Genomic DNA, 26320 nt, shown 5'->3' on the forward strand with positions numbered 1-26320 from the left:
GCCCCCGATCCACACTGAACTTGAGGAAAGGAAGGTTTGGCGTTTTTAATCCATCTGATTGATCGTGGAGCTGCCATGCCTTGTCTTGTTACTACTGTCCCCAGAAAGAGTTTCATCGCCTTGAGGCGGTTCTAAAAGTCAGAGACGAATCGGTTGAGTCGTCAGCAACGCTGCCAGGTTGCTGTCCGATCAGCCGAAGCCATATGCACCGCCTGCTTGCTGCTTACGATCGTGACGGTGAGGATGGGCTTGTGTCGAAGAAGCGCGGCCGGCTTCGGCCCGAGCAACCGGCGTTACCCGGAAGCCTTTCGCAATGCGGTTCTGGATATCGTGCGTGAACACTATCATGACTTCGGCCCTACGCTTGCACCTGCGAGAAGCTGGCCGAGCGTCACCGGATCGGGATCAGCAAGGAGGCCTTGCGGCAATGGATGACGCAGGCTGGTCTGTGGACCTCACGCCGGGAACGCAAGAAGCGTTTGCATCAGCCGCGCAATCGCCGTGAGTGCTTCGGCGAGCTGGTGCAGATTGATGGCTCGCACCATTGGTGGTTCGAGGATCGCGGTCCCCAAATGCGCGCTTTTGGTTTTCATTGATGATGCGACGGGGCAAGCTCCTTCACTTACGCTTTGCCAGGTCGGAGAGAACACGTTCGACTATTTCCATGCCGCGAAGGCCTACCTGCAGGATTGGGGCAAGCCGCTGGCCTTTTACAGCGACAAGCATGGCATCTTCCGCACGACCCATGCTTCTAACCTGGACCGGACGAGCGGCTTCACGCAATTTGGCCGCGCGCTGCATGAACTCAACATCGACATTATCTGCGCCAACACTCCGCAGGCCAAGGGCCGGGTCGAGCGCGCCAACCAGACCCTGCAGGACAGGCTGGTCAAGGAACTGCGTCTGCATGATGTCAGCACGATCGAGGCGGCGAATGGTTTCGCGCCTGCGTTCATTGCCGATTTTCAACGCGCGTTTTGGCAAGGAGCCGCGCAATCCCAAGAACATGCATCGCCCTTGGCCGCTCATGAGAATCTCGATGGTGCCATGTGCCGCAAGGAAGTGCGCAAGCTGTCGCAGATGCTGACGCTACGCTATGACAAGGTGCTGTTCATCCTTGAGCCCACGGATGTTGCCAAGCGGGTGGCGGGTGAGAAGGTCATCGTGTGCGACTACCCGGACGGTCGCCTGGAGGTCATGCATGACGGGATCACCCTGCCCTACAGGACCTTCGACAAACTGCGTTCGGTGCAGCGGTCGGAAGTTGTCGAGAACAAGCGTCTGGACGAGGTCCTGGCTTTTTCGTTTCCGAGATGCAATCCGGCCGTGCGCTCCAGCGCAGCCAGAGCGGACCGCGCCGCACTGGCCAGACCAGCCATATGTTTGGCCTTCCCGACGGCAGCCAGAGCAATGGCTATCAAAAGCGTAAACCACGCGGCCGGACGGATTACATGAACGATCCCGCTGTCATTGCCCGGCGGCAGCAAGCCATTGCACGCACGAAGGCGACGGAATGACGGATGGGATCCGGCTGTCAAAGCTGAAGTATTGCTCGCAACGAATCCTATCCGCCACCGACCGGGCTGCGCAACCCTGACCAGCTGCGCCGGTCGGCGGCTGGCGTTGCTGCTTTACGAGAAGAATATCCCCGACAGTCCTAGTAATCAGAATTGGCCATTGTTGCATTTCTACATTGCCAGCAATGTCTCTTCTTTAAAATGCTTTGACAAGATGTGTAGCCGCAAAGTTGAAGTGTCCTGTTTCTGCAAAGTTGGAATGTCACACTCCCCGCGTCTGATTGACGTGTGGGAGATTGCAGATGGGATTGATAGCGATGAGCGAACGCGACCTGCAGCGGATCGAAGTTCTGTCGAAAGTGATGGCTGGGCGGATGACGTTGGTGTCGGCGACCCATGTTCTTGACTTGAGCACACGCCAGGTCCGTCGTCTGTTGGAGCGGATGCGCGCGGACGGTGCGGTCTCGATCCGGCACAAGGCGATCGGCCGGCCGTCGAACAACCGGTTCAGCGATGGCGTTCGGGATTATGCGGTGACGCTGGTTCGTGAATGTTATGCGGACTTCGGCCCGACCCTGGCCTCGGAGATGCTGGCTGAACGTGATGGGCTGCGTGTGTCGCGTGAGACGCTGCGCCACTGGATGGTGGATGCCGGCATCTGGTTGTCGCGCAAGCAGCGCCGGACGTTTCATCAGCCGCGGCTGCGACGCGAGGCTTATGGTGAGCTGGTGCAGATTGATGGATCGGATCATCGCTGGTTCGAAGATCGTGGCGATCCATGTTCGTTATTGGTCTTCATCGACGATGCGACGGGCAAGTTGATGGAGTTGCGGTTCGTGCGTTCGGAAAGTGCGTTTTCGTACTTTGAAGCACTGGCGCTGTATCTTAAGCGTCACGGCGCCCCGATTGCCTTCTATTCTGACAAGCATTCGGTGTTCCGGGTGGCAAAGAAGGATGCCAGGGGTGGCCAGGCCATGACCCAGTTTGGGCGTGCGTTATGCGAGCTAAACATCGAGATTCTCTGTGCAAATTCAAGCCAGGCCAAAGGCCGTGTCGAACGAATGAACCGGACATTGCAGGATCGCTTGGTCAAGGCATTGCGGCTGGCCGGGATCGACAATATGGCGGCAGGCAATGCGTTTTTAGAGAGTTTCATGAACCGTTATAACGCACGATTTTCGGTCGTCCCTGCCCGGCCCGAGGATTTGCATCGTCCTTTGAATCTGACTCCGGATCGGCTGCAGGAGATCCTGTGCAAGCGCGAGCAGCGTTATGTCGGATCGCAGCTGACGTTTTCATTTGAGCGCCAGCGGATCATGCTGGAGGAGACCGATGTGACACGTGGTCTGGTCGGTTGCTATGTCGAGACCTATGCCTATGCGGATGGCCGCCTTGATGTACGCTGGAAGGGGCACTGCCTGCCCTATAGGGTGTTCGACAAGAATCAGCGGGTAACGCATACGGCGATCACCGAGAACAAGCGATTGGGCGATGTTCTGGCCTATATCAAGGAACATCAGGACGAACAAAAAAAGCCGACCGTGAAGACCAACAGCGACAAGAACGGCTACGTCAAGCGGTTTCGCGGCCCGGGACGGCGGAAGGATTTTATGAATGATCCCGCAGTCATCGCGCGGCGTGAGAAAGCGCTATCTCGGCAGACTCCTGCCGGGTGAAGGTTGCGGCCTTATCAATGGACGCCGATCAAGGTTTGCGTATCGGATTCCAGTTGCAGGCAAGCTGTCCATAATGGCGTTTTGTGATAGGTTCCCTGTTGCCAGATGGTCAGGCCCTCACGATCTTCATAAAGTAGCCCGAGCCTGCAAAGCGGGCGAATGACGCTGTAACGAAACTCGGATCTCAGCGCCTGATCTTCCACAGACATTTTTTCTTCCGTCAAAGGATAGGCTTCTCCTGGGAACAGTTCGTTTGCCATTTCGTCCAGCGAGCATCCTGAGGTCGTCATGATATTGATGAGATTGAGGAAGACGCCCCACCATTGCATTCGGTCGCGTATATCGTCCGGATTTTGTCCGTGATGGACATAGGCATAGAGATAATCCGTGGCGACCAGATCGAAGCAAGCTTCCGGTCTTGCCAGAAAGTCCTGACCGCGTTTCGTTGGCACCAGCACGTCTTTCCTGCGGCGCAGGAGTTTTAGATGGCGGGTGATGTCGCGCACGACCCAAAGCGGTGGCATGTCGGATTCATTGAGGACCTTGTTCGCGCTGTAGAGTTCGTCAAAGCTATAGCCGGGCCAGTTGAAGTGGATGGCAGTCCAGTGCACGAACTTGCGGTTCACAGCGCCGGTGGCAGTCAGGCCGATGCCGCCCTGGGTCTCGGCATAGGACAGAGCCAGGACGATGCCGCGCATCAGCGGCGACAGAGCGACCACATCCACATCGCCTGATAGTTTGATCTTCGGAAGCATTACCGATCCCGTCTCCACCCTGCATCAATCAATGCGTGCGAGTATCAACTGGTGGCGGCTCAAATGCTACAGAGAAAGCTAAAGCCAGCAGCGCTATCTCACCCGCCCCCGCCCTTCCCTTGCAACCCGGTCCAGCCGGTTCGGTCGGGGGCTTGCGGCGGAGCTGAAGTGCCGTATTCCAAATGGCTGACAACGCCCAAAGTGACATTTCAACCTTGCTGCCACATTGTATGGTACCGAGTACATTCTATTTTCAAATGCGACACGTACAAAACCCTCTTTGTTTTCAGGAGGATGGAATGCCCCGCAATTTTACGCAGTTGACGATGGATGAACGCCTACTTCTTTCCAGCTGCGGCCAAGTCAAGAGTGAAAAGCTCTTGCGCCCTGCCTACTCCCCGCAAGGCATAGCGCCCGACAGACACGAGCTGGTGGCGCAACTCGCTTGGTAAAGCCGCGGCGAAACTATCAGAAATCAATACGTCCTGGTCAACCGAGCGACACATTGATGCGATACGACTGACTTCGTTTACTGCCGGACCGACAACTGTGAAATCAAGGCGCGTATCGCTGCCGATATTGCCGTAGAACACTTCTCCTATATGCAAGCCAAGATATACATCGGTAGCAGGAGCACCATCAGCAACGCGAACGTGATTAAGGGTAACAAGACGCTTGCGTAATAAAGATTGCGCCTTCAGTGCTGCAGCGCAAGCCTCCGCAGAGACGCCATTGGTGAAGATCGCGAGAATTCCATCGCCCATAAGCTTAAGTACGTCACCACCCGCTTCCTGTATCGAGGAAATGGCCGCCTCAGCATAGTCATTGAGCATGGGAATGATTGCGTCAGGCGACGCCGTGTCCGAAATGCGCGTATAGCCTCTCAGATCAGAGTACCACAAGACCGCTTCAATGCGCTCTGCCGATCCTCGATTGATCCGCCCGGCAAGAACGCGCTTGGCAGCATCATGCCCAAGATAGACATCGGCCAAAGTCTGGACGATACGCGTCAGTGAAGCACATTTTATCGCCAGCCCCAATCCGCGAACCATCCGGCGAATTGCAGCAAGGTTTTCTTCATCGAAACCATGTGGCTCGTCAGTTGTCCATGATGAATAAAAGCAATCCATCTCGCCGATACTGCCTTCAGAAGAGAAGCGATTTATAAGAGCAAGGTAGTCGGTACATCCTTCCTCCTTCAAAGTGATGAGATGCTGGAAGCCTGGGGCCTCCGCTCGGGCCAGATGCACGCGCATTTCATCCTCACCAGCATTCAGCATGCTGTAAAAGGTCGATGTCTGCCAATAGCTTGCGCTTTCACCTTCCTGCGAAGAGCCATATTCAATGATTGCGCGCTCGACCTTCCCTTCTCTGCGCCATAAAAACACTCTGCCTTCATAAATGGGATGCAAGGTGTCGACGAAGGCGTTCGCCCGCTCAAGCCGGATTCCGGCATCAAGACAACGCTGACAAAACCCGTTCATAAGTTCTGTTTCGCTGGTGCCGGAGAGCCCTTGTATGTCCAGCCAGGTTTCAATTTCCGCGATCTGGGCGTCGTTCATTGCTATGTTTGCCTTTGGGATGAAATGGATAGCACTGTTACGCAGTTTTACAAAGACTGGCTACTTCTCACCGATTCAAACATCGGCATTCTGCACCAATGTGGAATGATTCGGTGTAAGCTATTGTAAAGTTGCACTAAATTTGAAAGATCTGAATAGTTACCCAGTGCATATCAGACTTAAGTTGTATTGACTTGAACCGCACAGCTTAATACTCGCAAAAGGCAATAGGTCTGATTGATGAAAAGTCGTGCCGGTCAATTTTTGATCTGTTGCCGGCAATATTCAACGGTTTTTCGATCTACCTCATTAAATACTGTATTTGTTTCAGGTGTAATTTTGAGAGTTTTGCTGCCAGCATTTGCGAGAATGAACAAGTCTATCAAGCTGGCTGGTTCTGGTGAGCAGTTCCTTGTCTGGTGAACCAAAGACCGGGCCGGATGCTGCCTATTTCAGCGAGGCAATCCGCTGGGAGAATGACGTTATTCGCTCGGTTAAGCGGTCACGCTTGATCGCTTGGGTGATTGCTGCGTTCAGCTGTGTCCTGACTGCCATCGCAATGGGTTGTCTTGCCATGCTGCTGCCGCTGAAGACTTTCGAGCCCTACGTGATTGAGGTCGACAAAACCACGGGGTTCATGGAGATTAAGCGCCCCCTCGCCGAAGGTGATCTGACCCAGAATGAAGCCATCACCCGCATGAATGTTGTGCGTTATCTGCGCGCGCGGGAAACCTATGACCCGGCTTCACTCCAAGAGGATTTCGATCTGGCGCAAATGCTCTCGACAGGTGATGCGGGGCGCGACCTTTTGAATTTGTACAACCCTTCCAGTCCGTCCAACCCCGTCAACCTTTATGGCCGGGAAACAAGAATTCTGCCTGTAATCAAGTCTATCCAGATACCTAATAACAGAACAGCGATTGTCAGGTTTTCTACTCAGCGTGTCGGGCAGGCAGGTAGTGCAGAGGAGCATTGGGTTGCACTTATGCACTTTCACTACACGCGTGCGCCGCAATCCAACGAATGGCGCTTTGACAATCCGCTTGGGTTCCAGATTACGGATTATCGCCGGGATCAGGAAAGTCTTTCGTCGTCCGCTGGAGGACAGCCATGAGCAGGAGGCGCCAGGCCTTATGCCAAGCCGGGTTTTTGTTGAGCGTGATCGGGTTTTGTGGCGCCGCAACTCAAGGTCTGGCCGAGATTGCACCGCGACGTGGCGCAGCCGATTCGCGGGTGCGAACCGTTAGTTATAATCCCGTCAATGTCGTTTCAGTGGATGCAACCCATGGTGTTTCCACAATGATTGTGTTCGGCGACAGCGAGAAAATCGAAACGGTGGCGGTTGGGGACAGTCTCTCGTGGAAGATTGAGCCTAACAAGCGTGGGAATATCATCTTTCTAAAGCCGGTCGAGTCGAAAACCGTTACCAACATGAATGTTGTCAGCGATAAGCGTGCCTATACCTTCATCTTGCGGTCTCGAGCAGTATCTGAAGGTGATCAGACCTTTATGGTCAAATTTCGCTACCCCGATGAAGAGGCGGATGCAAACCTGCTGGCAAAAGCCCGGCAATTGGTGTCTGAGCCCAACAGGGACAATTTCAGGTTCGAGACGAGCAATACCGACTATAGTTTTCGTGGCGATCGTGAACTCAAGCCCAAGAACGCTTTCGACGATGGCATCAAGACATGGTTTCGCTTCGACGGTGATATCCCATCAATCTTTGTCGTTGAAGGCGGTAAAAGAGAAATCATTGCTAATTTTCGTCGTGAGGGCGAGTACATCGTTGTCGACAAGATTGCCAGCCAATGGGTGCTGCGTCGTGGAGACCTCGCATTATGCCTCTTCAATCTGAGAAAAAGCAGTTCCATTGCGACGGCGCGCGAGCCATCAGTCAGGAGGATCAACTAATCCATGCCTGATCCTGGATATCATCGCAGCATTGAACTGGACGACGCACTGCAGTCGCAATTGCTTGAGCCGAAAAGAAGCTTGAGCAAGACCGCATTGGCTATTGTATTTGGCGTTTTGATAATACCGCTCCTTGCAATGCCTTTTTGGCTTCAGGGTTCGGCAACCCCGGAACATGGCGATGGTGAAGCTGATGAAAATTTATTGCCACCACCACGAGTAGAATTGATCCTGCCGCCACCAGCCCCTCCCTCACCAGAGCAGTCTTCCCGCAGCATAGAGCCCCGAGTAGATACAGCGGCAGCTGAAGAACTCGCTCGGCAAAGGGCGGAATTCGAGGAACAGAAGCGGGCTGCAGAAGCCGAACGCGCCGCACGAGACGCCGAAAATGACCAAAAGAAATGGGAGCGTTATCGGTCACCAATGGTTGTATCGGAAGCAGGCTCATCTGAACCTGCTCCCATTGATCCCACCAAGATGCCGGAAGAAACTGCTAAAGGTGTTGCAACGTTTCAGGATACCAATCCGAACTCACTTCTTTTAGGTGCTTTATCGGCAAAGCCGGTTGAAGTCTCCATAGCAGAGCGGGTCAAACGCATTGATGCCCTTGTTCCGCAGGGAACCATGATACGCGGTGTGCTGGAGACTGCCGTTCAGACAGATTTGCCGGGCATGGTGCGAGCAGTAACCACCGAAGATGTCTGGTCATTTGACGGGCGAAGGGTGCTTGTTCCTTCTGGCACGCGCTTGATAGGTGAGTATAATGCCGGTCTTGCACAAGGGCAGACGCGGGCATTCATTGTATGGACGCGGCTCTTGCGAGCTGACGGGGTTTCCTTGAGTCTGGGTTCGCCGGGAACAGACGAACTGGGCGTCACGGGCTCTGGCGGTCATGTCAACAATCACTATTTCAAGCGCTTTGGCTCTGCCATCCTATTGACCACCCTATCCGCTGCACCGCAGTTGTTGGCTGAACCATCTTTGAGTGCTAGCCGTCGGCGACGCTCTCAGCCCATCATCACGAAGACGACTGATCCGGCGACAAATATAACCACGCAAATCATAACATATCCCGATGATGATGAAGACAGCATTGGCGCGAACCTTGGTCAAAAAGGCGCGCAAGTGTTGGCTGAGGGTTTTGCCCAAGTTGCACAGGAGGCTCTGAAGGGCACCGTAAACATCCAGCCAACGATCAGTATAAATCAGGGGACACCGGTTGCGATTTTCGTCAAACGCGATCTCGATTTTTCCGATCTCTATCCTGATCCGGTCATGGAAAAGCTCAAAGAGCTTAGGCGTGGGCGTCATGGTGCCCGGGACGAAAAGTGGCGCGCTCCTGTTTATAAGGGAGGGTTGCAGTGAACTTCACCGCGCCGTTCTCCGAGTTAATTGATCTGGCATTCGCGCCACTGCGCGATTTGTTGCGTGCACCGGATGTTATCGAGGTGTGCATCAACGAACCGGGTAGCTTGTTTGTTGAACGAGCGCGGGATTCAGGCCAGTCAGTAGCGGGAATGCAGCGCTATTCAATACCGGAATTGTCAAGCGACCGGATTCGCTTCATGGCCGAACGGGTAGCCGCTGCGAGCCATCAGTTCATCAATGAGGAAGAGCCCTTGTTGTCAGCGTCTCTGCCCGACGGAGCGCGCGTTCAAGCCGTGCTGTCTCCTGCAGCGCCTGCCGGTGGCGCAATTGTTATCCGCCGACAGGTCGCACGTCAGCTTAATCTTGCAGATTATGCCGCTTCGCATGCGCTGCAGTCTGCCCGGATCACGGATAGCACATCAAGCCTCACTGATGATGAAAGCGTGCTGTGTGAAATTTTGGGGCAAGGGGATATCGAGTTTTTCCTGCGGGAGGCGGTGAAACGCCGAGTGTCCATCATGGTCTCGGGTGGCACAGGGTCAGGAAAAACTACATTTCTGAATGCTTTGATGCAGGAAATTCCAACCCATGAGCGGTTGATCACCATCGAAGATACGCCTGAGTTGAAGCCGGGCCAGCCAAATCATGTCCAGCTTATCGCAACGCGTGGCAATCAGAATATAGCGCGTATTGATCCGCGCCGTTTGGTTGAGGCGTCCTTGCGCATGCGTCCGGATCGCCTGCTGCTTGGCGAAGTGCGAGGCGGGGAAGCTTTGGACTTTCTTCAAGCAATCAATACAGGTCATCCAGGTTCTCTCTCCACGGTGCATGCCAATTCCCCGCAGTCGGCCTATAGTCGTTTGGCCTTACTGATCCTGCAAAATGGAGCTGGCGGCTTTGGCTTGAGTAAAGCAGAGCTTGTGGAAACCTTGCGGGCAACTTTGCCACTGGTCATCCAATTAGGACGGCATAATGGCTCTCCTGGCATGTTGACCGAAATATACTACGATCCTTTTGTGCGGCACAGGGGTTGTATGGGTATCAAGAGTTCCGAACCCTTGCATCTTCAGCGGCAAGGCTTTGCTCCTGTGGGGCGGCCATTATGAAAAACCGTATCATCAATGTTCTAGTGTGCATGCTTTTTCTCAATATTGGACCTGCGTTGGCGCAGGACAATCGCGAACCTGTCAAAATCACAGTTGCAGCGCCCGGCGCAGTGATTGATCCGGAGCGGTTCGGTCCAGCTTCTCCTGCAAAATCCTGTGTCGGTGCCTCACCAATAGATGCCCGACAGGGCGAAGCAATCGTCCGTAAGGTCGCTGAGGAAGAAGAGTTCGATGCGGATCTGTTGGTTGCAATCGCACGACGGGAAAGCGGCTTTCGTATGGAGAGCGTTTCCGATGCGGGAGCTGTGGGATTGATGCAGCTAATGCCAGATACCGCGAAACGCTTTCAAGTCGACATTTGTGACCCTGAGGACAATGGGCGCGGTGGTATCAGATATTTGCGGCTACTTCAGAAGAAGTATCAAAATCCAATTTATGTCCTTGCTGCCTATAATGCGGGCGAAAGCGCCGTGGAGCGAAATGGCGGTCTGCCGCTTTACCCGGAAACAGTTCAGTATGTCTCTGCCGTCCTGACAGACCTCTATGGTTGGCAGCCATTTGCCAAGGGCTCTCCAAGAAAGCGGGCACACCAGTCAACGGATCACAATCAAACACCGGACGGCAATCCGGAAACATGGAGCCAAGGCTTCGTTCTTCACGTGGAGTAATATTGTGTTTTTTCAATCGCGCCTTTTTAAACTTCTCATATTTGTCCTGGTCACTTGCTTCGCCAAGGAAGCCTTCGCACAGAGTATTCAGCCCGTTACCGGTATGCTCGAAACATTGATTTCGGTGCTTACAGGGCCAATTGCATCAATGCTTGCAATCCTTGCCGTTATAAGCTGCGGGTTTCTAGCCTGGAGCGGCCGCTTTACCTGGGGCATTGCGGGCTCGGTGATAATGGGCATTGTTCTGGTGTTTGGATCGACGCAGATTGTTGCATTTTTCCGCAGCGCGCTGGGGCATTGATCCAATGGTCGAAGAAGCGCCCGAAATGACCCCGCTTGTCAAGGCTTTGACCCGTGCGCCAACCCTGTTTGGGGTGCCCTATATGTTTGCGATGTTCAACATGGTTGTAACTGCAGTCATATTTCTGGCGACGAAAAGCTTGCTTTCACTGCTCCTTGTCTTGCCCATTCACAGTTTCGGTTATTTTCTTACGTTGCGTGATGAGCAGATATTCAACATTTTGAGGGTTAAGGGATCGAAGACACCGCCACAATCGCAAGCCTTGTGGGGTGTCAGGAGCTATGCGCCAGGAGAGCAGCTTTGATATCGCGTTTGGTACGCAAGGAGATGCTTCACGGCGCTCAAGCCACCCGCGAACGGTCGGTAGCGGCCCACATCCCCTATACGAGACACGTAGATGACAAGGTGCTGCGGACCAAGGACGGCCTGCTTCTGAGTGTCATGAAACTGGAAGGCTTCTGTTTCGAAACCGCTGATATGGCGCAAATCAACGCCAAGTTGGAAGGCCGGAATACAATCTTGCGTTCGCTTGGCAATAGCCGTTTTGCTGTCTACGGGCACCTGCTTCGACGGCGTTTGATACCGACGCTGGGCGGTAATTTCGAGAGTGCGTTCGCCGATGAGCTGAACCGGCGCTACATGGCGCAGCTGCAAGAACGTCGCATGTTCGTCAATGAGATGTACATCACCATTGTTCGGCGTCCACTGCGGGGGCAGGTAGGGTTGATCGATGCGCTCGGCAAAAGAATCTTTGGCAAAAAAGCGGAAGCCGGCGGCAGGGCGAGGCAGAAGAACTGCGTGAGTTAAACGATGCTGTGTCTGGTGTCCGTGATGTGCTTCAGGACTATCAGGCGCGCATACTCGGCATTCGTGAACCTGCGCCTGGAAGCTATTTCTCAGAGCCGTTGGAATTTCTGGTACAACTGGTGAACGGGTTGGAGCCCGTGCCGATGCGATTGCCGCGCATGCCGCTTGACGGCGCTCTGGCGATGAAACGCATTCATTTCGGTCGCAATGCCGTTGAATTTGTTGGTGCGTCACCTCCTGACGACTCTCGTATTGGTGCAATGTTATCGGTGCGGGAGTATCCAAGTTATACGGGTCCTATGCTTCTGGATGGATTGCTGAAGATTCCGCACGAGTTTGTGGTCAGTCAAAGCTTTGCAATTGTCGACAAACCCGTTGCGCAGAACCAGATGGAGCGCGTGTCGCGGCAGATTGCCATGGCAGATGAGGCCGGATCAATCGTCGGCAATCAACTTGCCGGAGCGCGCGATGAGCTTTTAAGCTCACGTTCAATTTACGGAGAGCATCATCTGTCGGTTATGTGCCTTGGAGCGGACAAGGCGGAACTTGATCGTTGCATTCGCGCAGTCGGATCAACTTTGACGGATCAGTCCGTGCTCTGGTTGCGGGAGGATTTAAACAGCGAAGCGGCGTTCTGGGCACAGTTGCCCGGCAATTTTTCTTACATCGCAAGGTCGGCGATGATTTCCTCCAAAAATTTTGCGGGGTTTCTATCGCTGCATAATTTTCCAGCGGGTCAATCCACCGGCAATCATTGGGGCGGGCCGATATCACTGCTGGAGACAACCAGCCAGAGTACGTATTTCTTCAATTTTCATGTACGCGATCTTGGTAATTTCACCATGATTGGACCCTCCGGTTCGGGAAAGACTGTTGCCCTTTCATTTCTGATGGCGCAATCGCAGCGCATTAAACCAACACCTCGCTGTGTGTTTTTTGACAAGGACCGCGGCGGAGAGATTTTTATCCGTGCACTCGGTGGAAATTATGAGGTGTTGCAGCCAGGGGTGCCGACAGGTTTCAATCCGTTACACCTGCCAGACACAGCTGCCAACCGGGAGTTTCTGTTTCAGCTTTTTTCGCTGATGTTGCGGCGCCCACATGGTTTGACACTGCCGGCGAGTGAGGAGGGTGTTATTCGCACCGCAATTGCCCACATCCTGACCTCGGCGCCCGAGGCTCGGACATTGCCGGCTTTTGCCACTTTGTTGCGAGGGCGCATTCGTGCTGGCGATGATGACCTCCTGGCGCGCTTTGAAAAGTGGCTGCGCGCTGATCAATTGGGGTGGCTATTCAATAATCTACAGGATCGGTTCAGTTGGTCGTCCGTTACCGGATTTGACATGTCAAAGATATTGGATGATCCCCTCACGCGAAGCGCGTCGCTGATGTACATCTTTCACCGTCTGGAGGACTTGCTTGACGGCAGCCCGATCTTGATTTTTCTGGACGAGGGTTGGCGATTGCTGGACGATGAAATATTTGCGGCCTTCATCAAAGATAAGATGAAAACGATCCGCAAATTCAACGGCATTATAGGCTTTGGCACTCAGAGCGCCGCAGATATCGTGAACTCCCCTATAGCGAATACGCTCATCGAACAGAGCGCGACCCACATGTTTTTTCCAAATCCGCACGCAGATGAGGACAGTCACGGCGGTTCGCTCGGACTTTCTTCGAGGGAAGTCAACTGGATTAAGACGACCGATCCGTCGAGCCGTTCATTCTTGATCAAACATGGTCGGGAATCAGTCATTGCGAGACTGCGGCTGAGCGGGATGGACGATCTGCTCAAAGTGCTGTCCGGTAGAGCGGAGACAATAAAGGAGCTTGACGTATTGCGTGAAAAACTTGGCGACGATCCTGCAGGCTGGCTACCTGTTTTTTGCGGACAAGGAGATATACGTTGAAAATTCTCTATCGGGGCCTTTTGCTGTTTGTCCTTGTTTTTTCCGTCGCCTGTTCAAGCCAGTCCAGACTGAAGACGCCATGTGCGCTTCCCGCATCGGCCGCAGCCTTTGGGCCTGATGATTGTGGGCCGCTTCTTCCCGTCAATGAGGCGCTCAATCACGCCGTTCTGACCACACAATAGGCTCGGCGAATGGAAGCATTCACTGCGCTGTTCTCCAATATCGATAGTATGGGCAAAGATTTTAGCGGTGCTGTCTACCGGGTTTTTGCCGCCTATCTGACACCCGCTATGGGCGCGCTTTTGGTGCTCTATCTCATTTTCTGGGGTTTTCGTTTTTGGCAAGGACGCGGCGATACCAACCTCTTGACGATGGTCTTCAAGCTGTTGCGTATGGCGATCATCTTCGCGGTGGTCGCACAATGGGGGCCGTTTCAGTCCAATGTGATGAAGGCTATAGAGGGAACGCCTTATTTCATAAGTAGCGTCATGCTGAATAAGATCGTCAACCCGCGCAGCGGTAAAGTGATGACATTGGGGACGCCAGCGCGCGACCTTGCCGATGTCTACAAAGGCGCGCTCATGGCATCGTTAAAGATCGAGGCAGCAGCAGATAATGTTGCATCACCCTCTCCCGTGACATCTACCGAAGAGACACAGGCTGTGCCGGCGCAATACAAGAACAAGCAGCCGGTTCTCAAAGACCCAAATGACCCCTCAAGTGTCGTGCTAAGCTCGCAGTTTCATTCCGTTCTTGTCTGGATAGCTGCTGCACTTTTCGTCGGATACGCAGCTGCATTGTTCCTGTTTGCCAAAATTGCTCTGTGGATTCTTCTTGCTTTAGCACCAGTCTTTATCATTCTGCTGATGTTTCCCGTGTCGTCACGCTTTTTCTCCGGCTGGCTGTCCGGGCTCATACAGACCGCGCTCATTCCCGTTTTTCTCTATGTTTTTTTGAGTTTCTATATCTTTGGTACTTTCGACATCATTATGGCTTTCATGCAAGTTGCCAATGATCGCAATGCAGTGGTGACAATGAAAGACACGGGGCCTTTTGTCCTGTTATGCTTTACCGGTCTATTTCTGCTTATCCAGATCACACCTCTCACGAGACGGATTGCGGCCGCAGGCCAGGAATGGTTCGCCAATGTTTATGATATTGCTGGAAGCGCCATCCGTGCGGGCTCGCATGCCGTCGCCAAGAGATCGGCCAACGACACAAGTGGAACAAGTCCTGTGGGGACGCAAGGGCATTTTGGGCCTCCCAACGTAATGGAGACAAGCTTGCGTGAAGTTCAGGACAGAAATGCTGCGATAAACCGGCAAAACCGCAATCGATAGCAGTGCATCAACCAGCTTTGATTGCTGATCCGATCAAGGCTTTTTGGCGTGTCAGGCAGTCTGCCAACCGGAAACGATGTTCAACTGTCCTGCGTGCGGCGACGCGCAAAGGCATATAATCGTCCGGCTTGTGCAAAACACGTAGGATGGTGTCGGCCAAAGCATCCGTATCATAAAACGGAACAAGCAAGCCATTTTTCCCCGAGCGAATGATCTCCTGCACCGGGGCAGTATCCGATCCGATTATCAAAGCGCCACATGCCATAGCCTCCACGACGGACCAGGACAGGACGAACGGATAGGTCAGATAAAGATGTGCTGTGGAAATTTGATAGAGCTGACGAAGCAGATCATGCGAGATAGGGCCTGTGAACAAGACGCGGTCGGCCGGAACATTGTGCTGCGCCAGCATGGCGTCTTTCCACGAACCTCCACCAGATGGCGGTTTGCCATAACTGACACCGTCGCCGCCCACGAAGATAAAGAGAGCTTCGGAATTTTTAGCAAGAACTTTGGATGCCGCTTCCAGAGCTTGCGGAAAACCGCGATAAGGCTCCAGGTCGCGGGCAACGAATGTTATGATTGGCGGGTCCCCTGCCCTCAGAACGCGGCCGTCCGGTAGACGCAAGGAGGCATTGCGGTCGGGACGAAAGCGTTCGGTGTCCACGCCTTCATGGCAGACCGCGATGCGGTTTTGTGCTGCTGCTGGATAGAGGCTCTTCTGCCATTGCGTAGGGCTGATGCCTCCGTCGATGGCTTCAAGAGAGATAAGCTGGGCTATATTGCGCAAACGCAGGCGCTTGCGCGTATCTGCGTCGGGCGTGTCATCGGGTGCAAACCCGACATCAGCGCCATCAGCTCTATAGAAGAACTCGCAATATCCTATCGCGGGAACGTGTGGCAGCACGTCCTTTACGAACATCATGCTGCCCCAGCCTATATGGCCGATAACGATGTCTGGCTGCTGGTCATGGCGTACCATAGCTTCGAATGTCTCAGCCACGCGATGACCAATCCGGATATGGTGGTCCGGTATACCCAGATGTTTTGCCATCTGAGTATCCGATCGTGGGCCGGGCTCTGCCCTGTGTCTGATGACACGGACCGATGGGAGGCGTCGGTCTACAGTCTCACAAACGAGGCTGACATCGTGTCCGCTGGAGGCAAGATGCTCAGCTAAAGCAGAAAATTGACCGAAGCCACGTCTGTGCACGAATGCCACATGCATGATTTCAGTCCTTTTCGAGCGTCACAGCATATGCTGGACAGATATTATATGCCGTAACGTGCAGCATTACCCCACACCAGTTCAAGCCGATGTAATGTTTGAAATGCGATCTCGAGATTGCGCAGATCACCATCATCCCTCGCCAGAACCCGATTATAAGCGCCCCCGGCATCGCGCAGATTGGCACAAAGCTGCTCGCCCTTTTCCGTCAATCGGATCCGGGCAGATCGTTTGTCCCGCTGGGATGCTACCCTGTCAATATATCCCCCATCAGCAAGCTGCTTCAGATAATAGGAGATATTGGAGCCGACATAATGGCCGCGGTCAAGCAGTTCTCCAACGGAAAGCTCAACGTCACCGATGGCCAGCAGAACCATCGCCTGGGCTGGCCCAACGTCTTCAACGCCGAGTTTTGTCATCTCTGTCCTGAGCAAACTCGCGAACCGCCGATTGACCCTCTCGATCATTCTTGCCAGCTCAAAAACGTTTACAACTACTGTATGAACTGGATGTCTATGTCCCTGTTTTTCTGCGGTAATTTCGGGGAAATTGGCGGCATCGTAGCCGTCAATAGATGTTTCGACTTCCACTTCTTCATGCAGAAGTTTTTGTATCATCTTGGTCTCCATGATCAAGTTTACTTCAAAATTTGAAGTAAGTTACAAGTATGTTTTCGGTTCTCCTTTGAATATTTCCCCACCGTAAGAACTTTTTTCTGTCACATTCTGCGCAGTATTACTTTACTAGTCTATGGCCTTAGACCAAGGTCGTAGGAGCTAAACCGCAGCTGTGTCATTTCCAAGGCAGAAGTGTATGGTAGATACTCGTCAAATCAATGAGAATGGCAATAGCAATGTTGGAAAAAAAGCGATGACACCTACGGTGCCTACGCCTCAAACACTCATTTTCAAAGCCCGCCGGGTGTTCTTGGCGGGGCTGCTTTATGCTGTCCTGTTGAGTGCCTGCATCAACATTTTGCAGCTGACAGTCCCGCTTTATATGCTGCAGGTTCATGACCGTGTTTTGAACAGCCGCAGCACGGATACGCTGCTGATGCTGACGATTCTTGCGATTGGCGCATTGATTGTTTACGGCATTCTTGAATTCATCCGTGCTTTGTCATTTCAGGCAATGGGCAGTGCATTGGTTCGTCGGCTCAACCTTCCGGTTCTTACCGCCGCGGTGCAGGCGTCGGTCGACCAAGGGCTTCCAAAAGCAACACAATCCCTGCGTGACCTCACCGAACTGCGAACATTTCTGACGTCGTCCGCCGTGAGCGCTCCGCTGGATGCTGCATGGTCTCCGATTTTCCTCGGAGTTCTTTTTATGCTGCACCCAATTTTCGGGATCATTGGTATTGTGGCCGTGATCATTATGATCTGCTGCGGTGTTGTGACAGATTTAATGACCCGCGGCCTCGTGAAGGATGCGAATCAGGCGAATATCGAGGCGATTTCCAAGATCGGTGCAACACTGCGCCATGCTGAAGCCATTGAAGCCATGGGCATGCTGCCCGCTTTAGCGCGTCGGTGGCGCGGTCTTCAGATGAACGCGCTGGACCTGCTTGACCTCGGCGGAGGACGCAGCCGTGCCATGAGTTCCATCACGCGTACATTACGGTTCATGATTCAGGTGGTCACGCTCGGCACAGGCACATTGCTGGCTATGGAGCAGGAAATTTCGCCTGGTGCCATGATTGCTACGAGTATCATTGTCGGGCGACTTCTCATGCCATTCGATCAGGTCGTTGAGACGTGGCGGCAATGGGTGAATGCTATCGGAAACTGGCAGCGGATTCAGTCCTTGCTGGCACAGAACCTTGCGGTGCGCCAGACAATGCCGACACCGCGTCCCCATGGGGATCTTATCATAGACAGGCTTGTTTATGCCGCACCTGGCGTTGAAATGCCCATTATCAAAGGAATCTCATTTGCTCTTTCTCCGGGCGAGGTCCTCGGGATCGTAGGCCCCTCAGCCGCCGGCAAGTCAACGCTGGCCCGATTGATGATCGGTATCGTGAAGCCCACCTCAGGCGGCGTTTTTCTCGACGGTAACAACGTATATCTTTGGGAGCGTGGTTCATTTGGTGAAATTGCCGGCTATCTGCCGCAGTCAGTGGCGCTGCTTGAAGGTACGATCAAGGACAACATTGCACGCATGGGGGATAGTGATCCTCATCGGGTTCTGGAAGCTGCCCGATTGGCAGACGTGCACGAGATGATTGGAAGGTTGCCGCTCGGTTACGATACGCCTGTTGGCGACGGGCGTTTGACGCTGTCGGGCGGTCAACGCCAGCGGATCGGGCTCGCACGCTGTCTTTACAATCGCCCTCGCCTCATTGTTCTGGATGAGCCCAACGCCAATCTCGACGCTGTGGGTGAGAGGGCATTGATGCGTGCCATAGAACAAGCACGCGATGACGGTGCGATCATTATCATGATAGCCCACAGACCAACAATCATGCAGGTGGCAGACAAGCTTCTCGTCCTCGAGGATGGCCGTATTACCCAATTCGGACCACGCACAGATGTTGTCGCCTCGATAACACCGACCGCCTCCAAGAGAGCGACTGCGTCATGACCGAAAAAATCAATCTCCCCAAACGGGTTACACAATTGCTTGCCCCGCGCGCTGCATCGACTGGCGATAATCTGCCTACGAAATTCGGCACGGTTCGACCTGAATGGGTTACAGACCTCGAGCAGGAAGATGCAAAGAGCCCGTTACGCAAACTGATCATCGCTGGAGTTGCCACAATTGCCATCGCATTTGGCGGATTTTTTGGTTGGGCCTATTCGGCCGAGCTGGGAAGCGCTGCGGTTGCAGTTGGAACGGTAATCGTCGATTCAAAACGCAAAACCATCAGTCACTTTGAAGGAGGCATTCTCGACCGCCTATTGGTTCAGGAAGGCGATGTCGTCAAAGTTGGTCAGCCGTTGGTAAGGCTGGATAATACAAGGGCACGCTCGGAGTTGAAATCCCTGCAAAGCCGCCGCGTCGGTTTGATTGCAAAGCTTGCCCGTTTGCGCGCGGAACAGGCGAGCGCAACTGAAATTGAATTTCCAAAAGATTTTGGCACAGGGGATGATGTCACCGCACAAAATGCCATGAAGGCAGAGCAGATATTCTTCCAAAAACGCTCTTCTCAGAAGAAGAGCCGTATTGATGTGCAGCAAAAAACCATTGAACAATATACCGAACAGGCCAAGGCGTCGGAGGCACAGATTGCGGCAACTGACCGGCAGATTGCGCTTATCACCGAACAGCGCGATGCAATCGCCAGTCTGGTCAAAAAAGGATTTGCCCAAAAATCCAAGCTAACCGAGATCGATACGCGATTAAGCGAACTTGCAGGGAGTCGCGGTGAATACGCGGGTGACAAGGCCAAGGCAGAGCAGGCAAAGGCGGGTGCTGAATTTTCGCTCACCGGCATTGAAAGTGATGTACAGTCAGAAATCGCAGGCGAAATTACCACCAGCCAGACCGACCTTGCAGATACGGAAGAGCGGATTGTTGCTGCCAAAGACGTAATGCGCCGTGTTGAAATACGTTCGCCGCAAGCTGGTATCGTTGATAATATCCGTTTACGCACCCCTGGTGGTGTGGTTGCAGCTGGCGAGGCAATACTTGATATAGTGCCAGAAAATGAACCAATGGTCGTCGAAATGAAGATTAGTCCGCGCGATATTGATGGCGTTGCTGTAAATTCAGCAGTTCAAGTCAAGTTGACGGCGTTTAATCAACGGTCGCTTTCACCGCTTGACGGCAAAATAACTTATGTTGCCGCTGATCAGCTTATCGACGAAAAGAGTGAAACGGCCTACTTTGTGGCACGCGCGGAGATATCGCCCCACTCACTGACAGCTAACCCGTCTGTCAAGCTCTATCCTGGCATGCCTGCGGAAGTTCTGATCGTCCACAAGGCACGCCGTGCTATTGACTATATAACTGGCCCCATCACCGATAGCTTTAACAGAGCGTTCAGGGAAGATTAGGGATCAGGCGCTGGTATTGCTGACGCCAGCGCCGTTATTTCAAAATTAAAAATAAATTACGCCTAATAAATATGCATAACTCAAGTATATTGAGTTTAAAGCAGAATTATAAGTCTAATATAAATATGTCGTAATACATTCATGTAATAAATTGTTACTATTGATTGCCACATTTATATTCATAACATATGTTGCATTTCGATTTGGTGCAGCGCACAATCGTCAAAGCACCAGGTCGCCGGGGAATTTTCCGGCAATGCGTAAACTCAATGCAGAGCAACAAAGGAGAAGCAGATGGCCACTTTAGAAGGCGGCGCCTACGACGACGTTTTGTTTGGCTCCCGTTTTGATGACTTCATTCATGCCAATGGTGGGGATGATGTCGTTTTTGGTGGGAACGGAAGTGACACAATATTCGGCGATGACGGGGATGATCTCCTGTTCGGCGGCAACGGAAATGATTCCATTTTCGGGGGCGCAGGCAATGACATCCTGTTCGGCGATAACGGCGATGACGTCTTGACCGGCAATGAAGGCAACGATGTTCTGTTTGGTGGTCGTGGAGACGATGTTCTTCTCGGCGGCGCAGGCAATGACATCTTGTACGGCGGGCAAGGTGATGACATCCTTTCCGGCGGTGCTGGAAACGATATACTTTCTGGCGGTGCTGGCGATGATACACTCATTGGTGGCGCAGGCAGCGATACGTTTGTCTTCAACGGCGGCGGCGGCAACGACGTCATCCTAGATTTCACTGCCGGTGAAGATCATCTTCAGATTTCGAGTGGCATCAATGGAACGGATATCCAGTCGGCTGAAGATGTTGCTTCCCATGTTACCCAGGTTGGTGGTGACGTAGTTGTCGATCTTGGCAACGGCGACTCTGTCACACTGGTTGGTGTGAACGCTGACGATGTACTCGCAAACCCAGGCGATTTCTTCGTCGTTCACTAATATCGATTTATGGCGTGCCCTGTCTCCCACAGGGCACGCTTTTTTTCTCGCGTTGCGCAGTGAGTGAAAGGGCAATTTGTTGCACCTAGACCATTCAACGGACATTGAAGACCATATACAGGACCTTTCGATCTCGCGCCTTTGTGCCGACGTGGCTGTTCTAATATGGGATATTCCAACGCCATCCAGAGCTTCGACGAAATGCACAATCGAAGCGTCAATTCCGTTGGTGCCGCTTGTCAGCCTCAGCATGCCGCTCGAAACCGGCGGCCAGCGCATGTTTTGGGCAATGCGGACAAAGGCCGATCCCGTTGCACTCAGACTTTCCAATGGTAGTTCAACCTCAGACCAGGAAGTGACGCTTTATCCTGCGTCAGAGCTTGGTGCTTTTGATATAGAGCGCGCTCTGAGCAATATCGGCCCGAGCGGACATATCAAGCTGCTCAACAATCTGCTCGGTACATGGCGAAGCGCGTTTCGCCTTTCGCAAAATTCAATCTTTGCCGGCGTCGCTCGCGAAGTAACAGTCGCGCTTGCACCCGAGCCGCGCGAGGTACGCAGCTGCGGACAGCCAATTGATGGCCACCACTTGCTGGAGACTGGCCTCGACCCAGACCTTGGTACAGTTACTGCAATATATGGCATTAGCGGCAATTCGGTCATTTCGCTCCCGGTAAAGCTGGTCATTGGACCTGCGGCCAAAAAGGGCTTGCAGCAATGCCATCTGCTTGTCGAATCTGCCCGTCCTCTTCCCCAATCGTTTCGCTTGGTCATTTCAGGCAAGAATGGTGTTGCAGTGCGCAAGCTCTCGGACAATACCAATGCATCCGATTTCCAGAAGTGGTGGGGAAAGAAACAAGGGGATGCAAGTCTGCGCGCCTTTCTTGTGCGCCATCTCGCAAAGATGCCCGGTGCGGGGATCGCAACTGCAGTTGACATGCAGATACGGGCACCGCTTTCGGCCCGCCAGATCGGAAAATCCGCTACGCAGCCTTCGGGGGAAATCGATCTGGCCCTCGCATTGGATGGCGGCTTGCTGGTTGGAGGCTGGACGAACGATCCCTCCGGAATGCTCGCCGGTATCGAATACGTAACTGAAGACGGAACAGCGCTTCCATTGAAACCCGACCTCTACAGTTTTCCAGGCAAAACCGGAAAAGGTGAGGACGCATCGCGGTCTGACGTGACGGGTTTTGCCGCTTGGCTGCCTCAGGTAAACAATCTTGGACCTTTGTTGCAGCCGCGGTTCCAAATGAGACTGATTTCCGGTGCGACGTCTGCACTCGTGCCACAGATGCAGCCTTTTGAGGCGGGTGCCCAACGCAACTGCATATTGCGCGCGGTTCCGCCCCAGCATGCCAAGGCACACGTGTTTGACAGAATTCTGGCGCCAGCCCTGCGGGAAGTCGAGCAGAAGATAGGAAAGATAGTCAAGATCGCCGATGTGAAGGATTACGGAGTTATGCCGGAATCCCCGTTGGTTTCGATTGTTATCCCGCTGTATCGCAATCTCGATTTTCTGCGTTTCCAACTTTCTGCTATGGCGACGGATCCTTGGCTCGTTGAGAACGCTGAAGTCATTTTCGTACTCGATTCCCCTGAAATTCAGGATGATACCGAGCACATGCTGGGTGGGCTGCATATCCTTCACGATTTACCGATGAAGCTTGCAACGATGAACCGCAATGGCGGTTATGCGCGGGCATGCAACGCTGGCGCCAGCCTCGCTAACGGCACAATATTGGTTATGCTGAATTCGGATGTCGTCCCCTGCAAGGCCGGCTGGTTGGACGAACTGATCAACCCGTTGTTCAAACAGAAAAAGCTTGGCGCTGTCGGACCCAGGCTGCTGTTTGAAGATGGTTCGTTGCAGCATGCCGGGCTTTATTTCGCCCGCGACCAACGCGGAGTATGGCTCAACCATCATTTCTACAAGGGAATGCCTGGTGATTATGCGCCAGCTCGGATTGCCCGCTTTGTACCGGGCGTCACCGGCGCGTGCCTGGTGACGCGAAAGGATATTTACGACCTCGTGGGAGGGTTCACCGAAGACTATGTGATCGGTGATTATGAGGACAGCGACCTTTGCCTTAAAATCCGCCAGATAGGGTTCCAGATTGCCTATGAGCCGAATGTCGCGCTTTACCACTTCGAGCGGCGGTCAATACGCCGGAGCTCCGATTATATGCGGGGTCTCGCCAGCCAGTACAATTCGTGGCTCCACACACAACGTTGGGATCGCGACATTTCAGAACTGATGACAAGTTATCTCGACGAGACGAACGAGGATACGGTCACACCATTTGTTAGTAAGAAGTCCGAAAGGAGCGCCGCTTGACCGAGGTCATCGCACTCAAAAAATCACCAGCGGATCATGTCCGGGTCTATGATAATGATTACGTCGAATGGCTGATGGAGACCGTGTTGAAGAACCGGTTTCTCCCATGCCCTGAATTGGAGAGCATATTTGTTGGGGACGGCAGTTATCAGGCCGTTGGCGCCGAGTTTCTTGGCCATTTCATCCGCAAGGGTGGGTTGGAAAAGACAGACCGCGTACTGGACATCGGTTGCGGCATTGGACGGATGGCAGTGCCGCTGACGCAGTTCCTCGACTTTGAAAAAGGCAGCTATTGTGGCATTGATCCGGTGGCTGGCGGTATAGAATGGTGCAATCAAAAGCTCAGTCCGGTCTATTCGAACTTTGAATTCCGCCATGTGGACATTGCGCACAATCTGTACAACCCAAAAGGCGCAATTGACGGTCTTGAACTCATTCTTCCTTACGATGGAAATCAATTCGATTTTATCATCATGACCTCCGTTGTCACGCATTTGCCGGATGAAGAAGTCAGTGCGTACTTACGGGAAGTCGAGCGTCTTCTTGCTCCGGGCGGCCGGCTCTTCATGACAGCATTTGTCGTTGACAAGGTTGCACAGGACAATGTTTCCAAGAAACGTGATGCGCGGCTTGGCTTTCAACGTTATGACGATGGACCCTGCTGGTTCGTACCGGAACTCCCACCCCTCGCAGCTGTCGGTTTTGATGACGGCTTTCTGGATCGGGCAATCACGGGCGCAGGTCTGAACACGGTCCTGAAATCATTCGGGCACTGGCGCGGCATCTCTTCGGATCATTATCAGGACCTGTTCGTTGCGGAAAAAGACGGGCTTGGCCAATGAAGGTTCTCGTTGCCGCCCATAATCATCCTGCCCTCCATCCTGGAGGGACCGAGATTTTTGCGCATGATCTGTTTCGGGCGTATCAACGGGCTGGCTGCGATGCACTTTTCCTCGGTGCGACCAATCATATTCACCGCGAAGCTCGCCCCGGAACCAGTTTTCAGAGCATCGGCAACACCGGTGACGAGATTCTCCTCTGGTCTGGTCATTTCGACCGCTTCTTCATGAGCCAGGTCGATCTTTATGGCATCGTGCCGGATATTGTGGAACTGCTTCGTGACTTCCGGCCGGATGTTGTTCATCTGCATCATCTGCTGCTGCTCGGTGCAGAGTTTCCCCATATCGTCAGACGCACCCTGCCCGATTGCCGTATCGTCATGACGCTGCATGATTATTACCCTATCTGCCATCATGATGGTCTGATGGTCCGGACAGCGAACAAGGAGCTTTGTTACGGAGCAAGTCCTGACCGTTGCCATAGCTGCTTCAAAGACATTGCGCTCGACAAGTTCGTGCTGCGCGAGCGACATCTGAAATCACTGCTCAGCACAGTAGACGGGTTTGTCTCGCCAAGCGAGTTTCTCAAGCAGCGATATGTTGACTGGGGTCTGTCAGAACACCTTATCAGCGTGATACCGAACGGACAACCCGAACGTACCCCGGTCAAACGGCCGGAGGCTGCCCGCTCCAAACCAGTCTTTGGCTATTTCGGCAATCTCAATCCATGGAAGGGCACAACAGTTTTGCTCGAAGCGGCAAAGCAGCTTGTATCCGAGGGATTGGACTTTGAGTTGCGGGTTCATGGCGCAGCACCATTTCAAAGTGAGGCTTTTGTTGCCGACATCGATCGGCTTTTCGGCGAAACATATCCCTTTGTTCAGCGGCGTGGAGCCTATCGGCGCGAAGATATTGCGCAACTCATTGCGAGTGTCGATTGTGCAATCATGCCTTCGATCTGGTGGGAGAATGCTCCATTGGTCATTCAGGAAGCACAGGGTCAGAATTGCCCGGTAATCACCAGCAATATTGGCGGTATGGCCGAAACAATCGAGAACGAAGTAAACGGTCTGACCGTTACTCCCAATGATCCGATGGCTCTGGCTTTTGCTATCCGGCGTGTCGCAGAAGATGCCGATTTGCGTCAGCGGCTTTCCAGTCATGCGCGCCACCCCGACACTATTGCCATAACAGCAGCAAAGTATCTCGACCTGATAGGGACATTACGCTCGCACCGTGTGGCAGCAGCCTGAAAGGAAGATCATGTCTATAGCGACACAAGTCCCAGCGCAGGCTTTATCACAGCCCACTGCCGCTCCCGTGCAAGATAATGCACGATCACCGAAGGTAGAACCGATGAAGGGCCGGGTCGACGCAGTTGACGATGGACGTCTTTATGGCTGGGCCTTCGATCCATCTGCTCCCACAGTGCGGGTGACAATCCGCGTACTGCTAGACGGTAAACCGATTGCTGAAGCAACAGCTGATCAGGATCGTCCTGACTTGAAGCGAAGCGGTATTGGTGATGGCGCACATGCGTTCAATGTCATGTTGCCGCAATTTGCATCGATAAGGGCGGCGGAACTGGTCGTGGTAGCTATCAATGCGGCAGGTGTTGAACAGGCTTTACGTGTGCCCAAGCCTGCTGAACAAGCGGCTGAGGCACTTATAGCCGCGCCAATGACCCGTATATTGGACAAGCTTGACATGTTGATGGCCGCGCAACGCCAGTTGCAGGTCAATCAGAGGTCGCTGCAACGTGCTGCACCGGTGCTCGATGGCAATAGCGGCGGCTCTTCTGTCGAGGGGCTGGACATTGGCAGTTCAATTGAAGCGATGCGCGGTGACGTAAACAATCGCCTGACCGAACTTGATGTGCATCTGATGCGCCTTGACGGAGTGGTTGGCGGCCTGGAGAAGCGCATTGAATCGCTGCAGAAGCGATCCAGTGGCGAGGTGAAGCCGCTTTTCCTGCTGTTGTTCGTGCTTGTCGGCTTTGCCGCCGGGGCTCTCGTTTCCTTGTCGGTACTCCACTGAACCTTTGG

Annotated in this window: 25 protein-coding genes; 20 read left to right on the top strand and 5 right to left on the bottom strand. The window is 53.4% G+C overall.

What is annotated here, in order from left to right; translation table 11 throughout:
- Window positions 1-189: 189 nt before the first annotated feature.
- On the bottom strand, window positions 190-348 hold the full coding sequence (locus ACYJL1_RS21525; protein ID WP_460899194.1) for a hypothetical protein: 159 nt from the start codon (window positions 346-348) through the stop codon (window positions 190-192).
- A 183-nt stretch (window positions 349-531) separates the two neighbouring features.
- Here ACYJL1_RS21525 and ACYJL1_RS21530 point away from each other — a divergent pair, with 183 nt between their 5' ends.
- Together ACYJL1_RS21530 and ACYJL1_RS21535 are read left to right on the top strand one after the other, a co-directional pair.
- Window positions 532-1455 carry an ISNCY family transposase gene (locus ACYJL1_RS21530; RefSeq protein ID WP_460899195.1) on the top strand — a complete coding sequence of 308 codons (924 nt, stop codon included), beginning with the start codon at window positions 532-534 and terminating at the stop codon, window positions 1453-1455.
- A 364-nt stretch (window positions 1456-1819) separates the two neighbouring features.
- Window positions 1820-3193 carry an ISNCY family transposase gene (locus ACYJL1_RS21535; RefSeq protein WP_460899196.1) on the top strand — a complete coding sequence of 458 codons (1374 nt, stop codon included), beginning with the start codon at window positions 1820-1822 and terminating at the stop codon, window positions 3191-3193.
- Window positions 3194-3207: 14 nt separating this feature from the next.
- On the opposite strand, the gene ACYJL1_RS21540 is transcribed toward ACYJL1_RS21535, so the two are convergent.
- Entirely contained in the window at window positions 3208-3948 is a 741-nt protein-coding gene (locus tag ACYJL1_RS21540; protein WP_460899197.1) for a hypothetical protein, read from the bottom strand.
- A 338-nt stretch (window positions 3949-4286) separates the two neighbouring features.
- Window positions 4287-5510 (bottom strand): adenylate/guanylate cyclase domain-containing protein, encoded by a 1224-nt coding sequence (locus ACYJL1_RS21545; protein WP_460899198.1) that lies wholly within the window; start codon window positions 5508-5510, stop codon window positions 4287-4289.
- A 400-nt stretch (window positions 5511-5910) separates the two neighbouring features.
- On the opposite strand from ACYJL1_RS21545, the gene ACYJL1_RS21550 reads away from it, so the two are divergent.
- From ACYJL1_RS21550 to ACYJL1_RS21600, 11 genes are read left to right on the top strand one after another with little or no spacing between them, the layout of a single operon-like run.
- The gene (locus ACYJL1_RS21550; RefSeq protein WP_460899199.1) at window positions 5911-6624 is read left to right on the top strand and encodes a VirB8 family type IV secretion system protein; all 714 of its coding nucleotides are present in this window, start codon (window positions 5911-5913) and stop codon (window positions 6622-6624) included.
- Complete coding sequence (gene virB9 / locus ACYJL1_RS21555) at window positions 6621-7421, top strand: P-type conjugative transfer protein VirB9 (protein WP_460899200.1); 801 nt, start codon at window positions 6621-6623, stop codon at window positions 7419-7421. The genes ACYJL1_RS21550 and virB9 overlap by 4 nt, the downstream gene beginning before the upstream one ends.
- A gap of 3 nt (window positions 7422-7424) precedes the next feature.
- Entirely contained in the window at window positions 7425-8786 is a 1362-nt protein-coding gene (gene virB10 / locus ACYJL1_RS21560; protein ID WP_460899201.1) for a type IV secretion system protein VirB10, read from the top strand.
- Window positions 8783-9895 carry a P-type DNA transfer ATPase VirB11 gene (gene virB11 / locus ACYJL1_RS21565; protein ID WP_460899202.1) on the top strand — a complete coding sequence of 371 codons (1113 nt, stop codon included), beginning with the start codon at window positions 8783-8785 and terminating at the stop codon, window positions 9893-9895. Before virB10 ends, virB11 begins: the two co-directional genes overlap by 4 nt.
- Entirely contained in the window at window positions 9892-10563 is a 672-nt protein-coding gene (locus ACYJL1_RS21570; RefSeq protein WP_460899203.1) for a lytic transglycosylase domain-containing protein, read from the top strand. Before virB11 ends, ACYJL1_RS21570 begins: the two co-directional genes overlap by 4 nt.
- A gap of 4 nt (window positions 10564-10567) precedes the next feature.
- A complete protein-coding gene (locus tag ACYJL1_RS21575) occupies window positions 10568-10864 on the top strand; it encodes a TrbC/VirB2 family type IV secretion system protein (RefSeq protein WP_460899204.1) in 297 nt (98 codons plus the stop codon).
- Window positions 10865-10868: 4 nt separating this feature from the next.
- The gene (locus tag ACYJL1_RS21580) at window positions 10869-11168 is read left to right on the top strand and encodes a VirB3 family type IV secretion system protein (protein WP_460899953.1); all 300 of its coding nucleotides are present in this window, start codon (window positions 10869-10871) and stop codon (window positions 11166-11168) included.
- On the top strand, window positions 11165-11671 hold the full coding sequence (locus ACYJL1_RS21585) for a hypothetical protein (RefSeq protein ID WP_460899205.1): 507 nt from the start codon (window positions 11165-11167) through the stop codon (window positions 11669-11671). Before ACYJL1_RS21580 ends, ACYJL1_RS21585 begins: the two co-directional genes overlap by 4 nt.
- A gap of 8 nt (window positions 11672-11679) precedes the next feature.
- Complete coding sequence (locus ACYJL1_RS21590) at window positions 11680-13581, top strand: VirB4 family type IV secretion/conjugal transfer ATPase (protein WP_460899206.1); 1902 nt, start codon at window positions 11680-11682, stop codon at window positions 13579-13581.
- On the top strand, window positions 13578-13763 hold the full coding sequence (locus ACYJL1_RS21595; protein ID WP_460899207.1) for a hypothetical protein: 186 nt from the start codon (window positions 13578-13580) through the stop codon (window positions 13761-13763). The genes ACYJL1_RS21590 and ACYJL1_RS21595 overlap by 4 nt, the downstream gene beginning before the upstream one ends.
- Window positions 13764-13772: 9 nt before the next feature.
- On the top strand, window positions 13773-14921 hold the full coding sequence (locus tag ACYJL1_RS21600) for a TrbL/VirB6 family protein (protein WP_460899208.1): 1149 nt from the start codon (window positions 13773-13775) through the stop codon (window positions 14919-14921).
- A 7-nt stretch (window positions 14922-14928) separates the two neighbouring features.
- Here the strand turns inward: ACYJL1_RS21600 and ACYJL1_RS21605 are convergent, their stop codons facing one another.
- Together ACYJL1_RS21605 and ACYJL1_RS21610 are read right to left on the bottom strand one after the other, a co-directional pair.
- Window positions 14929-16149, bottom strand: a complete 1221-nt coding sequence (locus ACYJL1_RS21605; RefSeq protein ID WP_460899209.1) for a glycosyltransferase family 4 protein — start codon at window positions 16147-16149, stop codon at window positions 14929-14931.
- Between the two features lie 44 nt (window positions 16150-16193).
- Window positions 16194-16763, bottom strand: coding sequence for a MarR family transcriptional regulator (locus tag ACYJL1_RS21610; protein ID WP_460899954.1), 570 nt, complete (start codon window positions 16761-16763; stop codon window positions 16194-16196).
- Window positions 16764-16962: 199 nt separating this feature from the next.
- Here ACYJL1_RS21610 and ACYJL1_RS21615 point away from each other — a divergent pair, with 199 nt between their 5' ends.
- The 7 genes from ACYJL1_RS21615 (at window position 16963) to ACYJL1_RS21645 (ending at window position 26312) form a co-directional block, all read left to right on the top strand.
- The gene (locus ACYJL1_RS21615) at window positions 16963-18729 is read left to right on the top strand and encodes a type I secretion system permease/ATPase (protein WP_460899210.1); all 1767 of its coding nucleotides are present in this window, start codon (window positions 16963-16965) and stop codon (window positions 18727-18729) included.
- On the top strand, window positions 18726-20144 hold the full coding sequence (locus ACYJL1_RS21620; protein ID WP_460899211.1) for an HlyD family type I secretion periplasmic adaptor subunit: 1419 nt from the start codon (window positions 18726-18728) through the stop codon (window positions 20142-20144). The genes ACYJL1_RS21615 and ACYJL1_RS21620 overlap by 4 nt, the downstream gene beginning before the upstream one ends.
- Window positions 20145-20438: 294 nt before the next feature.
- The gene (locus ACYJL1_RS21625; protein ID WP_460899212.1) at window positions 20439-21098 is read left to right on the top strand and encodes a calcium-binding protein; all 660 of its coding nucleotides are present in this window, start codon (window positions 20439-20441) and stop codon (window positions 21096-21098) included.
- Window positions 21099-21177: 79 nt separating this feature from the next.
- A complete protein-coding gene (locus tag ACYJL1_RS21630; RefSeq protein ID WP_460899955.1) occupies window positions 21178-23436 on the top strand; it encodes a glycosyltransferase family 2 protein in 2259 nt (752 codons plus the stop codon).
- Window positions 23433-24278 carry a class I SAM-dependent methyltransferase gene (locus tag ACYJL1_RS21635; protein ID WP_460899213.1) on the top strand — a complete coding sequence of 282 codons (846 nt, stop codon included), beginning with the start codon at window positions 23433-23435 and terminating at the stop codon, window positions 24276-24278. Before ACYJL1_RS21630 ends, ACYJL1_RS21635 begins: the two co-directional genes overlap by 4 nt.
- Window positions 24275-25528: a glycosyltransferase family 4 protein gene (locus tag ACYJL1_RS21640; RefSeq protein WP_460899214.1), complete on the top strand. Its 1254-nt coding sequence runs from the start codon at window positions 24275-24277 to the stop codon at window positions 25526-25528. The genes ACYJL1_RS21635 and ACYJL1_RS21640 overlap by 4 nt, the downstream gene beginning before the upstream one ends.
- Window positions 25529-25538: 10 nt before the next feature.
- Complete coding sequence (locus ACYJL1_RS21645; protein ID WP_460899215.1) at window positions 25539-26312, top strand: hypothetical protein; 774 nt, start codon at window positions 25539-25541, stop codon at window positions 26310-26312.
- Window positions 26313-26320 lie beyond the last annotated feature (8 nt).

Source organism: Phyllobacterium sp. K27 (assembly GCF_054796155.1).